Genomic DNA, 14,121 nt, shown 5'->3' with positions numbered 1-14,121 from the left:
GAAATATTTCTTTTACTCCGCATTTGACAAAGCTGTTATTCTCCCTGCAATCTTCGCTCATACTAACTAAATAATGATGATATGTTACCCGTTTTAAACAGATTCCAAAATTATTTCGTACTTTTGCGCCAAAAATACCCGGAAGTGCCTGATATTGGAGACATATTGGTAAACGAATCCGATTGTATAAAGCAGTTAAAAGAGGGTTCCCACGAAGCTTATACGGTTTTGTATGAATTCTATTTGCCCAATTTGTATGCATTTATTTACAGTTTAACATATTCTAAAGATTTTACCGAAGAAATCGTTCAGGAAACATTTGTCAGACTATGGGAAAATCGAACGACTATTAAGTGGGGAACTTCGTTCAAGTCTTATTTATTTACCATCGCACGAAATTATATGCTGAACGAATTTCGCCGTCAAATCAACCACCCGGTCTTTACAGAATACATCGAATATGCCAACCAACTGCAATTTGCGGAAAACACAACCGAAAAACAATTAGATTTCAGCGAATTTTGCGAAGAACTCAATCAAGCAAAAAAGAAACTTTCTGCCCGGCAACTCGAAATATTCCACCTGAATAAAGAACTCGGACAATCCACTCAAGCTATCGCCCTCCGGTTGGGGATAACCGAAAAATCGGTACGCAATCAACTTTCAACCGCTTTAAATGTTTTGCGTAACGAAATGAAAAATTTCATCGCGCTGTTTATCTTTCTTTTCCTGTAATCGTTCCGTCAGACTTAAATTTCTTAAATTAAGACCATCGCTATGTTGTAAAATCATGTTTTATAACATATAAAAATCTTTGGGACAAAACAGCATCCAATGTGTATAATATATATCAATGATAAAAAAGTAAACTAAAAAAATGACAGAAAACAAAAAAAGAGATTTAAAGTACTTGCTTGCTCAATATGCGAATAAGCATATTACAAGCGAAGAGTTATCAGAATTGAAAACAATCGTCAATATATCCTGTAACGAAGAATTAGACGAACCTTTACGCAATATTTGGATGAATAATGAATATTCGCCGATTTTACCGACCGAACAACAGAAAATGCGTATGATTCGACGGATAGAAGAGACTATACAAAAAGAAAATAAACCGGTTATTCTTCCGTTACGCAAACATTTCATTCGCGCATTCTTGCGCATTGCCGCCGTATTCATTTTTGTATTATTTAGTGGAGTTTGTATTTATTTATACCGGAGCAATCAAAATTTAATGGTTTACAGAAATAACGAAATCACATTGAACGTAGGCAATGGACAGGACGCCGTATTTGTTTTGCCCGATGGAACGTCCGTAAGGTTAAATTCAGGTTCCACGCTATGTCATGCCAATAATTTCGGAGAAAGCAATCGTTTTGTCAATTTCTCGGGCGAAGCATTTTTTGACGTCAAACAGGATAAAAAACGTCCATTTATTGTTCACACAAAGCATATAAACATTGAAGTGCTCGGAACTTCATTTAATGTTTACGCTTACGACAGTGAAAATTTGGTCGAAATGACCTTGATTACCGGAAGCGTTAAGGCGTCTTCCGTAAAAAATCCCGGCTATCAGGTAACGGTAAAACCGAATGAAAAGGTGGTTTGCGATGTTTCAACCGGTAAACTCACGGTTCAGGAAACCAACACCCAATACGAAACCGCATGGCTGGACGGCGAAATTGCTTTCAAATCGGAGCCGTTGCGCAATGTACTGGCAAAGGTGGAACGAAAATATGGCGTTCATTTCCGGTATGAAGGAAATCTCGATTTGTTGAACGACCGCTTTTCCGGTCGCATCGGCAAGGATGACAATATTGGCGACGTGGTAAAAATCCTGACCAATCATTATGCATTAAAATACGAGCAGAAAGGTGATCTATTTATTTTGTCCGATCATAAACATAAATAATTTCTATTTTTAGTATGAAAAACTATCCGTACAAAAAACGTAAGAAACGAGTGATGCGTTTGCTATATCTCGCAATTCTCTTTTTCGGCATTCATGCCGGCGCTTTTGCCCAAAGCGGGAAAATAACCATGAATGTTAAAGATGTGCCTATCCGCCAATTTTTCGACAAAATCGAAGAACAGTCCGAATACCGGTTTACCTACAGGGACAAATCAATAGACGACGAGCGGCATATCACTTATTCGGCTTCGGACGAAGTTATTGAATCCCTTTTGCAAAAAGTGCTTACGCCATTGGGATTGCAATTCCAGATATCAAAGAACGATATCCTGATTGTACGCAAAACGGCTGAACAAAAAGAGGTGAGAAATAAAACTTTTGCAGGAATTGTTACTGATGCGACCGGCGAAACCATCATCGGTGCAAACGTCGCCGTGAAAGGCACAAACATCGGAACGACAACGGACGTGGACGGACAATTTTCGCTTAACGTCCCTGTTGGGTCTTCGCTGCTGGTCTCCTATCTCGGATATGTATCTAAGGTAGTGAAGGTAGGCGAAAATTCCAACATTCAAATCACTTTACAGGAAGATACACAATTGCTTGAAGAAGTGGTTGTTGTCGGTTATGGTACACAATCTCAAAAGATGGTAACTACTTCCATCAGCAAATTAAAAATGGCGGATGTTGACCAAGGCAACGATTTCAATCCGGTGAAAATGTTGCAGGGTCGTGTTACCGGAGTCAATATTTCCAGTTCCTCCGGTACGCCCGGAGCAGAGCCGAATGTCATTGTCAGGGGAGTGGGTTCCATCAGCGGAAGCAGTGCTCCTTTGTATGTAGTGGATGGAATACCGAGTGAGAAATATCCGCGTTTAAATCCCAATGATATTGAAAGCATGGAAGTGTTGAAAGATGCCTCCGCTGCCGCCATATACGGCTCTCGTGCTAATACAGGGGTTATTATCATCACTACAAAAGCAGGAAAGTCAGGAAAAACCCAAATTGATTTTTCCGCAAGAACCGGATTTGGCGTGATAAGTTCGGATATTACAATGGCAAATTCATCGGAATACGCGAACGCCATGCAGGTAGCCTTGGATAATTACAATGTCCAGATGAAAACCAATCTCAAATTTTATACTCCTTCGAATATTGAAAATACCAATTGGGTAAATTTGATTTCTCGCGACATAGCCCATTCACAGGCAGCTTCTGTGAGCATTTCCGGAGGAAGCGACAAAACTACTTTTTATGCTTCTTATGGATACGACAATCAACAGGGTTATTTGATAAAAAGTAATTATACCCAAAATACATTACGTGCTAAATTCGGACACAAAATAAATGACATGTTCAAACTGAATATGAATATATCGGGAGCAATAAGTAAACAGGATGTATTGGAAGAAGAAAGTACAAGTCTGAAAGTGTTGCGCACGGCACGTGAAGAACAACCGTGGTATTCGCCTTATTTGGAAGACGGTACGTCCTACAAAGTAAACGGCACCATGATTTTACGCCATAATCCGCTAATGCTTATCAATGAGGAAGATTGGGTACAACGAAAAAATCAACTCTCAGGAGTTTTCAGTTTAGATATAACGCCTTTTAAGGGATTCAAATACACACCGTCTGTAAGCATTTACGGCATCTTTGATAACGAATCGAAAAAACTTTCCGACCGCCACGATGCCCGGAAAAACAATGACGGATGGTCTGCCCTCAGTCAGCAAAAAGACGTAAGTGTCCGCTATGTAATTGACAATATCTTTTCCTATACTTACGATTGGAATAAATTAATGGCATCAGCCATGTTGGGACATTCCTTTGAACATTACGAATATGAACAATTCGGCGCAAGAAGTGAAAATTATGCGAATGGCGCGTATCCATCTTCCAGTTTTAACGTAATCAATGCCGGAGCCAACATTTATGCCGGTAGTATAAATTATACCGGATATGCCTTGGAATCCTATTTCGGACGGCTTGCCTTGAATTGGGACAATCGCTATATATTCAATACAACGATGCGTAGAGATGGTTCTTCCCGATTTTTCAAAAAGACAAGATATGGCAATTTCCCGTCGGCATCTTTTGCATGGCGTATTTCCAACGAAGATTTTTACAATCTTAATGACTATATCAACGATTGGAAATTTCGGGTCAGTTGGGGTATGACCGGAAGTATGGCAGGTGTAGGTAATTTTGCCGCCTTGTCATTAGTCGGTTCCGGTGGTAATTCTTACAATGGTGCGGCGGGATTTCAAATTTCGCAAGATGCTCAAAATCTGAAATGGGAAAAATCAAATCAATATAATATAGGAACAGATGTCGAACTCCTCAATTCAAGGATTGTCTTGAATATAGACGCATTTTATCAAAAGACCAGCGATTTATTATACAATAAACCGGTTTATGCCACTACCGGAAATACAGTTATCCAATCGAACATCGGAACGATTGAAAATAAAGGCTTGGAATTTGGAATTAACGGAAAAATCTTAACCGGCGATTTCAAATGGGATTTAGGCGGAAACATCTCGTATGTAAAAAATAAATTATTATCCTTGATTGATGGCGTTGACCAATATATCGTACCCAGCAGCGGCAGTAATCTGTTGGGTGGTGCGATGCACATCTTAAAAAACGGCGAGCCGGTTAGTTCGTACTATATGTTGAAAATGAACGGAATATATCAATATGATGAAGACGTTCCCGCCAAACTGTATGCCAAAGGAGTGAGAGCCGGCGATGTGATGTATGATGATTTCAATAAAGATGGCGACATTTCGGATGCCGACCGGCAAATTATTGGCAAAGCAACGCCTGATTTTGTGGGCGGTATTACCTCTACTATGAATTACAAAGGATTTGATTTTTCTATTTTTTCTCAATATTCCATAGGCGGGAAAATCGTTTCGGCATGGAAAGGGATAAACGGTGTGGAAGGAACCGACCATCTCGGACTTGCCTACGCATCGGTGAAAGTTCCGGATAAAAGCGAATCGGTAGAGCAATTTTTCAATGTCAGCAAAGAGGTTGCCACCCATTATTGGCAAGGTCCCGGAAGCAGTAATACCGTTCCTCGTCCTGTTCGTTTGGGCGTACATACCGGATACAGCTACGATTACAATGTATTGACATCCACCCGATATTTGGAAGATGCTTCTTATTTTAAAATTAAAACAGTAACATTAGGCTATACGCTTCCTGACAATTGGTTGGAAAAAGCAAAAATTGCCTCACTTCGGGTATATGTGTCGGCAGATAACCTGTTTTCGTTTACAAAATATTCGGGCTACGACCCTGAATCTTCCTATACAGGCACACCGGGTGCAGCCAATTACGGTGTTGATTTCGGATTGCAACCGTCACTTCGGACATTTGTAGCAGGTGTTTCACTTAAATTCTAAAAAATACAGATATGAAAAAAGCAAATATATTTACAATCAGCTTAATCATTTTGGGTACTCTTTTTCTGAATAGTTGTGCCGATGAATTGGACAGCATTCGTCCCAAAAATCAAATTGCATCCGACCAATTAAGCGATGATGATTTGGGAAAGGTGGTCAACGGCATTTATGCCGCTATGGAGGAATTTGTCTTCCGGTTTTATTTGGACGGCGATGTGAAAGGCGAAAATTTTCGGGGAGGCCCCGGCTTTGCCTTGAACGACCCGATGCTGATGACCGCAAGTTCGAGCGATATACTTGGTTTGTGGCAAAAATCCTATACGACACTCAAGCAAGTCAATTTCTTGATTGAAACCTGCGAAAGCAGCAATAATCAAGAGAGTAATGTCGTAAAAACGGCAGGCGGAACAGGCTACTATTTTCGTGCATTGATTTATTACAATATGGTGATTCGTTGGGGAGGCGTTCCTGTTTTGAAGAAAAGAACGAATGACATTGTTCCAATTTCTCCGGAAGCCGATGTGTGGAATTTTATTCTCGAAGATTTGGGAAAAGCAGAACAGTTATTGCCCGAATTTTCCGATAAATATTATGTTTCCCAAAGTGCCAATAATGCCTTGTTCGCAAAAACCTGGCTCAGTCTGAAGAATGAAGCAAAAGCAACGGAATATGCAGGAAAAGTAATTGCAAAAACCAATTTTGCCTTAGCTTCCAATTCGGAAGAATATGCAAGTTCTTTTGTCCATAATACGCAGAGCAAGGAAGTCATTTTTGCTTTTGCGAATGCCCGCAGTACAGGGACACTTTTGATGTATCAAAAAGTGAACGATACCGACCCGACTTGGGATTATGCACCTGCTAACGATTGCTACGCATATTTATATGCCGACAAAGCGGAAAAGAGCGGTGATATTCGTGCGCAAACTGTATTCAGTCCAACCGACAATCAACGGACATTGAAATTTGCCAACGGACAATCCGGACAATTTATTGTGAATGACAATCCGGCACAATCGCCGATAGTTGTTTCCCGTATTGCTGAAATGCTCTTGATTAAAGCAGAAGCACAAAAGAACACTCCTGACGGTCGTCAATCGTTAAAAGCATTTTTGGATAAACGTTATCAAACAGTCAACGAAATTTCAGCATCTATTAGCGATATTGATTTTCAAAACCTGATTTTGGACGAACGCCATCGCGAATTTTTCGGCGAAGGACAACGCTGGTATGACTTGAAACGTACCAACCGCTTGGATTTATTCAAAAGTTTGAACGGCAGAAATTATTTGATGTATTTCCCTGTTCCTCAAAATGAAATTGATTTGGCAGGAAAAAACAACTATCCTCAAAATCCGGAATATTAAACAATTAATAATAAATTAAAAATCAATAAATTATGAGATTTGAACACATTTTATTCGGATTATTATCCGTATTCGCTTTATCTTTTTCTTCCTGTTCGGAAGAGGAGAATGATGCAGCGCTAATCGCGAAATTTTCATTGGAAGATAAAACGTTTTATGCCAATGAATCCATTTTGTTGACCAATGAAACAACCGGTGGTTCCGGTTCCTATACTTTTTTATGGGAGTTAGGCGATGGAACAACGTCAACAGAAAAAAATCCTGCCGTTGTTTATACAACTAACGGTACCTATTCTGTAAAATTAATTGCTACAGACTCGAAAGGAAAAAGCGCCGTGGCGCAAAAAGTAGTTGTTGTGGAGCCGGAGCCTATACCGAGTGTCGGTAATTTGACACTAAAATGGGTATCATCAGTCGCTCTCGGAGAAATCCGTTCGGTAACGCCTGCTGTGAGTGATGACAATTTCATTTACATGACATCCGAAGACCATGTCTTGCGTAAATTCAATGCCGCAACCGGACAACAAGTATGGGCATTCGACTTGTGGACAACTGCCGATGGCGCAGCCCCCGAAGGTCGCACACTTAGTTCGCCCTCCATTGATGCTTATAACGGTGTGATTTATGTCGGAACAGGCGAAAGCAGTGGAAAAACAGGTCGTGTATATGCTGTTAATCCAGATGGCAGTAAAAAATGGGTGGTTGCAGGAGATGCTAACACCGGATTTTGGAACAAAGGCAGTGCCTCTACGCCGCGCATCAATTATTTGACTTGCCCGATGGACGAAAATTATGTGTATATGGGTAATGGTGGTTCTACCGGGTCTGTAATTGCAGTAAACAAAAATACAGGTGCAAGACACGGTTATGTAGCCAATGCTACCGGCGATGGCGGTCCCGCAGGCGGTGTTTCCGGTGGATTGGTGATGACCAAGAGCAAAACACTCATTTGGACAGGACAAAACAACGGCTTGTTCGGCGTTCCTGCATCCGCTTTAGCAGCAGGAGGTAACACAACATGGACATGGAATCTGTACACCACAGCACCGAATAAAACATCGGAATATCCCAACGGCTCTCCTGCCATTGGCAGCAACGGAACAGTATATGTTGCAGCCACTTTTGCGGCAAATGACAATCGGGTATTGGCTTTCTCAGCCGAAGGCGTAACCGTATGGGAAACACAATTGGGCGAAGTCGGTAAACTTGACCAGGGCGGTGTAGTAATTGCTGCGGACGGAACAGTAATTGTCAGTTTGAAACGCGCTGAAGGAGAAAGCAATGGCGGAATCGTTGCACTCAACCCTACTGATGGAAGTGTTAAATGGCAATACGGCATACCGGAAGATGTAAGTGGGACGGCAGCCATTGACCAGGCAGGCAATATTCATTTCGGAACGCAGTCCGGTAATTATTATGTTGTCAAAGCCAATGGAAGCAATGCCGAATTAGTGGTAAAACGCGATATTGCGGCTCTAATTGCAGAAAATGGCAATACAAATTGGAGTGCGGAAACCGGAAGAATCTGGAGCTCTCCCACGATTGGCGATGATGGCGTTATCTACATTGGAATTACCAACACGAACGACAATGCTAAAAGTGCATTGGTTGCTTTGACCGATCCGGGCATTACCGGTGTTGCCGATTCAGCGTGGCCTATGCGCGGACAAAACCGCAAACATACAAATACACAAAAATAGAAATGAATAAATTATTCTGTTTGGTCATTTTAGCCTTCCTGATTTTGTCCTGCGACGGACAAAATCAGGAGATTAAACATGAAATACCGGCACCGAAAGTGATTGTATCGAATCCTGTTCCATGTATCGGCGAAGAAGTGCAATTTTATTATCAATCAGACATCTCCGGAAATCCGGTTTGGGATTTCGGCGATGGCACGACTTCTACCGATGCGTTGGCTAAACATACTTACATCACTGAAAAGCAATACAATGTTACGTTGGTGTTTTCAGACGGATCTGGAGGTGAAGCAACGGTACATGTTCCCGTGGAAGTGATGGGAAAAAGTTTACATACCGAATTACAAAGACTGGTTTCCAATCCGTCGGAAATATGGCTTTGTGCCCACCGTGCCAACACCTACGCAGGAAAACAAAACGGCATCCCCGAAAATTCGGTGGAAGCCATTCAACAAGCGATAGAAGCAGGTGCCAATATGGTGGAAATTGATGTGCGCACGACTTCCGACGGACATTTTGTATTGATGCACGATGCTGCGATAACTCGTACTACCAACGCATCGGGCAATGTAAAAGACAAAACATTGGCGCAATTGAAAAGTTATAAACTGCGGGCTGCAAATGGAGCATTGACAAATTATACTATTCCCACCTTGGAAGAAGCTTTATTGGCAGGTCAAGGCAAGATATATTTCAATTTGGACAAGGTAAACGAAATCGGAAACCCGCGTAAATTAGTGGCATTAGTTGATTCGCTGCACATGCTTGATCGGGCACTTTTTTATGTCAGCAGTAACAAAGAAACCGGAAGCCAGATAAAAAACAACAATACGCAAAGTCTTGTTTTTCCTTGGATTTCAAACAGTACGGATGTCAGCTATTGGTCTGCTAAATCCCTGACGTATCTCGCGCAGATAGATTATCAGGCAACAGATGCCGCTTCGCTAATCGCAACTGCTCGTGCCAAGCAAATGGTCACTTATTCCAATTCATTAGACGATGCAGGAGACAATGCGGTATTGCAAAACCATTTCTCGTCTATTGACAAGATGAAACAAATACAGTTGCAAATAATCCAAACGGATTATACAGAACTTATTAAGAATTATTTAAAATAGCAAGATGTAAAACTTACAAATTAAATTATCATGAAAAAACATTACTCATTATTAGCAAGTTTATTATTAGCATCAAGTTTGATTGGTTTTGCCCAACCCGGTGTTAATATTCAATGGACAGTCAGTTGTGGAACAGGAGACACTTCAGGTACCTCTCCGGCATTAAGTATCAGCGGCGACACTATTTATTATGCCAATGGCACAGATGGAAAATTGTATGCGTTCAACGCTTCTGATGGCACATCGGTTTGGAATTACAATTTAGAAATAGCCAAATCAAATCCTTCCCGGACCGGTTTGGCAGTTGGCAACAACGGTGTAGTTTATGTGCCTATTGGAACAACTAACACTGATCCTGCTTATCTGTATGCCATCAATCCAAATGGAACCGAACAATGGAAATATACCATTGGCAGTGGAGCAAATATCACTTACGTCACTCCTGCGATAACGAAGGACGGCGATATTTTGGTTGGCAACAACGGAACAGACGGCGCTCTTCATTTGGTGGATAAAGCCACAGGAACAAGAAAAGCCTACATCAAACCTTCCGGAGGTGTACTTGGGTCGATTGTTGTTTCGCAGGATAACGTTTCCTATTCTCAAGCAGGAAATTCCGGTTTCTACGCATACAATCTGAATAGTATTGATGCCGATTTGGCGCCGACTCTTTTAGGCAATTATAAGATAGACCCTTCCACCAATTATTATGCAGCAGGCTCTCCGGCTATGGATGGGGACGGAAATTTATTGGCAGCAGCAGGTTCCGGGAAAGTTGTATCTCTCCATCTAACTCCTACATTTGATGCTAACTGGACGTATCCTTCCGTTGCCAATTTGAGTAAAATAGAACAATCGGGAGTTGCCATAGGTGCAAACGGAACTCTTTACATTGCCGGATCGGAAAATAAAAAAATCTTCGCCCTAAATCCTGACGGAACACTTAAATGGGAATTTGCAACAGACGGAAATGCGGGCAGCGTTCCGGCTATTGATAATTTGGGTTATATCCATTTCGGAGATGATGCCGGAAATTATTATATCATAGAAGATAAAACAACGAGTGCAGACCAAATTTATAAAGCGGCATTGAGCGATGGAACGAACACGACAACCAAAATATGGTCAGCACCTGCAATAGCAAATGATGGCTCTATCTATTTGGCAGGAAAAACAGCAGGAGATATTTACCTGTTCAAAGTGAATGTAACAGGAGTAACCGGACCGGCAAACAGTTATTGGGCAATGAAAGGTGGAAATGCACAACGTTCGGGTCTGCAACGCAGCGAACTTGCTACTGAACCTGGAACAAATATTTCAATTCTAAATACCGAAGAATTACATGCCTTTGCAGGGAATAAAACGATTGAACTGATTGCCACACAAGACGGTGAAATTTCCATATATAACTTGTTTGGGCAACTGATATTGAAGCAATGGGTAAATAAAGGACAACACTCTTTTCCTGTAGTATCTTCACAAATTTATTTGGTGAAATTAGGCGATAACACAAGTAAAGTAATTGTACAATGATACAGAAAATCAGTTTTCTATTGCTGCTGTTTATTCAAACGGCAGCAATAGCACAAACCAGAGTAGATACGTTGCTGCAAAAATTGCACAATTCCACCGGCAATTACGTCTTCGTTGCCGCCCACCGTGGCGACTGGCGCAATGCCCCGGAAAACTCGTTGCCGGGCATTGAAAATGCCATTAAAATGGGCGTGGACATTGTGGAATTGGATGTTCAACGCACCAAAGACGGACAATTTATTTTGATGCACGATGCAACACTCGACCGTACTTCTACCGGAAAAGGCAAAATTGCCGAATGGACATTGGATTCCATTCAAACACTCCGTTTAAAAAACGGTTGCGCCATCAAGACAAAAGAAAAAGCGCCGACTTTGGAAGAAGCACTCTTGTTGATGAAAGGGCGTATCTTAGTCAATTTAGATAAAGCAGACCGTTATTTTGATGAGGTATATGCTTTGCTGGAAAAAACAGGAACAACTAAACAAATAATAATGAAAGGAGGTAAATCGGCAGAAGAGGTGAAAGAACAATTCAGAACTTATCTTGACAAAGTGATTTATATGCCCATCGTGCATTTAGACGCGGAAGGTGCAGCAGAGCAGATACAACTCTTTGTAAAAGAATTATATCCGGTTGCATTTGAACTGTTGTTTGTGGACGATAGCCATCCATTGCCTAAACAAATGAAATCGCAATTGGCAGGCAAATCGTTGATTTGGTACAATACGCTGTGGGATACGATGGCGGGCGGTCATGACGATGACATGTCGCTGAAAAATCCCGATGCGGGCTATGGTTATTTGATCGATACGCTGGGTGCAAAGATAATTCAGACGGATCGTCCGGCGTATTTGATTGATTATTTAAAGAAACGAGGACAACATGATTAAACAATGAATTTGTATTTATGTTGTTGATATGAAAATTGAAAAATACTTATTTTTTTAAAAATATATTATGAAACATTTAAAATTGACAAAACACATGCAACTTTTTGTTGTTATGTTTTTATTTGGGATTTGCGCTTTTGCTCAAAGTTACGAAAGCAAAACACGTGAGTATGATGCAAGTCTTGATGTATCTTCCGTTTTTTCTCTTCAAGCAGATCTTAACGGAGGTATTATTGGTAGTGTTAATGAGTCTTTAGGTGGCAAAATTGATGTTTTTGTTGTTGATACTGTGAGAAATACAATCCTTTATGAAATGCACTTAGATCACACGTCAACCACCTATGAAGGCTTGTCTGTAGTACACGACGATCCTGTTTGGAGTGAAGAATTTATGTATTCTCCACCTACATGGGATAGTAAGGATATAAAATCGTCTGCATTGGGAGTTGATAAATATAATCATGGAAATAACTCTGATTCTCCATATTCCCTATTACAAGAACCTATTGGAGTCAAAGTTATTGTTATTCTGCATCATGCTACATTCTCAAGCATTAAAATTCCCGGTATCGAAAATAATATAACATTACCTAATTTTAACATAGAACCTCCGGAGATTGCAGTTAACCCTCTTTTTCCCCCAGATCATTTTTGCGCTGATTTAGAAGTTGCGTCTTTTTGTCCTTGTAATGTGTGGCAAACGATAAAATCACCGAATACGAGTATTGGTTCTGATCTTATTATTGCTGCTCATAGAGGACTTTGGGGTGGAAATTTAGGATATGGAGATCAAGAAAATTCTAGACGAGCAATACAAAATGCCTATTTACAAACCCCTATTGTCGAAGTCGATGTTATGAAGACACAAGACAACATGCTAATTTTAAGTCATGATTATAATATTAACAGATTGTCAGATTATTCAGGGCAAAATCCTGCTTATCTGTTTGATTTAAATTACTCTTCAATTCGTTATTTAAAATTAAGAAAACGTAATGGATCTATCCCACCTGATGGAAACATGGCTAAAAATATGGAGAATTATTACTTGCGATTTGCATCACTATTGTCTATTTTGAAGCGATCAGACATGGTTGTATTAATAGATATAAAAGGACTTCTCAGGAAAAATACTGCCGGAGGAGGATGCATCAATTGTGATTATGATCCTACAACAACCGCGGGTCAGCAATCTATTCTAAATAGTTGGGCCGAAATATTTAAGAAATGTTATACCCAAGCAGCAAGTCTTGATATGTTAAGTTATATTGCTTTCAAAATACCATATACATATAGCGAAATAAAGACGGCAACAGGGCTTTCTGACGAAAAATTGGAAAGAGTTTTATTTATGCCTATGATACAACCGGATGCAAGTGCAAATGCATTGTCTAATGCCTGTACTTTTATTGATTCATGGATTAATAGTGCCGAGTCATCTGTTTTGGCAATAGAAACTAATTTTAAATTGTTGTCTGATCCATATTTACAATCATTTGTCAGAAATAATGTTACTTATGATAATTTGTTGCATTACGTATCTTCTAAAGGGTTCCGTCCCGGTATATTTTCAGAGGAGCCTGTAGGACCTAAAGGAGTTGTGAATCGTTGGGCGGAATGGTCAATGAAAAATGTTGATCAAGATATCAGAGGAGACCACTTTGGATTGATGAGTGTTCCTTATTTTTCAACTGCAGTAATCACTACTGATAGACCAGATGTTTGGCAACAAATTAAAAGTGCCTTTTCTTCACAGCCACAGCAAACGATGTCATTTGTAGGGTCTGAATCGGATATCACTAAAATAGATCAGATAATAATTGATGATAATATTTCTATTAATGCTAATTATGATGCTTCATCAATTATTATACGTGGTTTAGAAAAAATAGACTTAGAAAGTGGCATTTTATTATATAATTTACAAGGACATTTAATGCTTCAAGAAAAGATAAAAACTGAACCAAGTATGGTAATTCCAACGGAACTGCCGCAAGGTATTTATCTGTTGAAAATAGTAGGAGAAAGGCAAAAAACAATAAAACTAATTATTAATTAAGTAAGTGTTCATAATTAGTTTGTATAAAATATTTAGTTTGTCTTTCCGTTCTAGTATGGTATATACAATTAGGAATGGGAAAGATAAAGAAACTGGAATTAACAGTTGCCCAGCGAGGGCAAC

9 protein-coding genes are annotated in these 14,121 nt (G+C 40.1%); all 9 read left to right on the top strand.

Annotated elements, in window-relative coordinates; all coding sequences use genetic code 11:
- Positions 1-144: 144 nt before the first annotated feature.
- The 9 genes from ACYPWY_RS14565 (at position 145) to ACYPWY_RS14525 (ending at position 13,998) form a co-directional block, all read left to right on the top strand.
- Positions 145-735, top strand: a complete 591-nt coding sequence (locus ACYPWY_RS14565) for an RNA polymerase sigma factor (RefSeq protein WP_459686276.1) — start codon at positions 145-147, stop codon at positions 733-735.
- A 142-nt stretch (positions 736-877) separates the two neighbouring features.
- Entirely contained in the window at positions 878-1,915 is a 1,038-nt protein-coding gene (locus ACYPWY_RS14560; protein ID WP_459686275.1) for a FecR family protein, read from the top strand.
- Positions 1,916-1,929: 14 nt separating this feature from the next.
- Positions 1,930-5,331: a SusC/RagA family TonB-linked outer membrane protein gene (locus tag ACYPWY_RS14555; RefSeq protein ID WP_459686274.1), complete on the top strand. Its 3,402-nt coding sequence runs from the start codon at positions 1,930-1,932 to the stop codon at positions 5,329-5,331.
- Positions 5,332-5,342: 11 nt separating this feature from the next.
- A complete protein-coding gene (locus ACYPWY_RS14550; RefSeq protein WP_459686273.1) occupies positions 5,343-6,695 on the top strand; it encodes a RagB/SusD family nutrient uptake outer membrane protein in 1,353 nt (450 codons plus the stop codon).
- A 32-nt stretch (positions 6,696-6,727) separates the two neighbouring features.
- On the top strand, positions 6,728-8,395 hold the full coding sequence (locus ACYPWY_RS14545) for an outer membrane protein assembly factor BamB family protein (RefSeq protein WP_459686272.1): 1,668 nt from the start codon (positions 6,728-6,730) through the stop codon (positions 8,393-8,395).
- 2 nt (positions 8,396-8,397) lie between these two features.
- Positions 8,398-9,513, top strand: a complete 1,116-nt coding sequence (locus tag ACYPWY_RS14540; RefSeq protein ID WP_459686271.1) for a glycerophosphodiester phosphodiesterase family protein — start codon at positions 8,398-8,400, stop codon at positions 9,511-9,513.
- Positions 9,514-9,543: 30 nt separating this feature from the next.
- Entirely contained in the window at positions 9,544-11,046 is a 1,503-nt protein-coding gene (locus tag ACYPWY_RS14535) for an outer membrane protein assembly factor BamB family protein (RefSeq protein WP_459686270.1), read from the top strand.
- Entirely contained in the window at positions 11,043-11,939 is an 897-nt protein-coding gene (locus ACYPWY_RS14530; RefSeq protein ID WP_459686269.1) for a glycerophosphodiester phosphodiesterase family protein, read from the top strand. The genes ACYPWY_RS14535 and ACYPWY_RS14530 overlap by 4 nt, the downstream gene beginning before the upstream one ends.
- Before the next feature lie 67 nt (positions 11,940-12,006).
- Positions 12,007-13,998, top strand: a complete 1,992-nt coding sequence (locus tag ACYPWY_RS14525; RefSeq protein ID WP_459686268.1) for a glycerophosphodiester phosphodiesterase family protein — start codon at positions 12,007-12,009, stop codon at positions 13,996-13,998.
- Positions 13,999-14,121 lie beyond the last annotated feature (123 nt).

The organism is Viscerimonas tarda, assembly GCF_054601255.1.
The sequence above is the reverse complement of the archived record's forward strand: the minus strand, read 5'-3'. Positions and strand labels throughout refer to the sequence as shown.

What these genes read in the sequence shown, in the direction of transcription:
- ACYPWY_RS14535 (WP_459686270.1), top strand. Translation starts at nt 9,544, where the DNA reads ATGAAAAAACATTACTCATTATTAGCAAGTTTATTATTAGCATCAAGT.
- ACYPWY_RS14545 (WP_459686272.1), top strand. Translation starts at nt 6,728, where the DNA reads ATGAGATTTGAACACATTTTATTCGGATTATTATCCGTATTCGCTTTA.
- ACYPWY_RS14540 (WP_459686271.1), top strand. Translation starts at nt 8,398, where the DNA reads ATGAATAAATTATTCTGTTTGGTCATTTTAGCCTTCCTGATTTTGTCC.
- ACYPWY_RS14525 (WP_459686268.1), top strand. Translation starts at nt 12,007, where the DNA reads ATGAAACATTTAAAATTGACAAAACACATGCAACTTTTTGTTGTTATG.
- ACYPWY_RS14560 (WP_459686275.1), top strand. Translation starts at nt 878, where the DNA reads ATGACAGAAAACAAAAAAAGAGATTTAAAGTACTTGCTTGCTCAATAT.
- ACYPWY_RS14550 (WP_459686273.1), top strand. Translation starts at nt 5,343, where the DNA reads ATGAAAAAAGCAAATATATTTACAATCAGCTTAATCATTTTGGGTACT.
- ACYPWY_RS14555 (WP_459686274.1), top strand. Translation starts at nt 1,930, where the DNA reads ATGAAAAACTATCCGTACAAAAAACGTAAGAAACGAGTGATGCGTTTG.
- ACYPWY_RS14530 (WP_459686269.1), top strand. Translation starts at nt 11,043, where the DNA reads ATGATACAGAAAATCAGTTTTCTATTGCTGCTGTTTATTCAAACGGCA.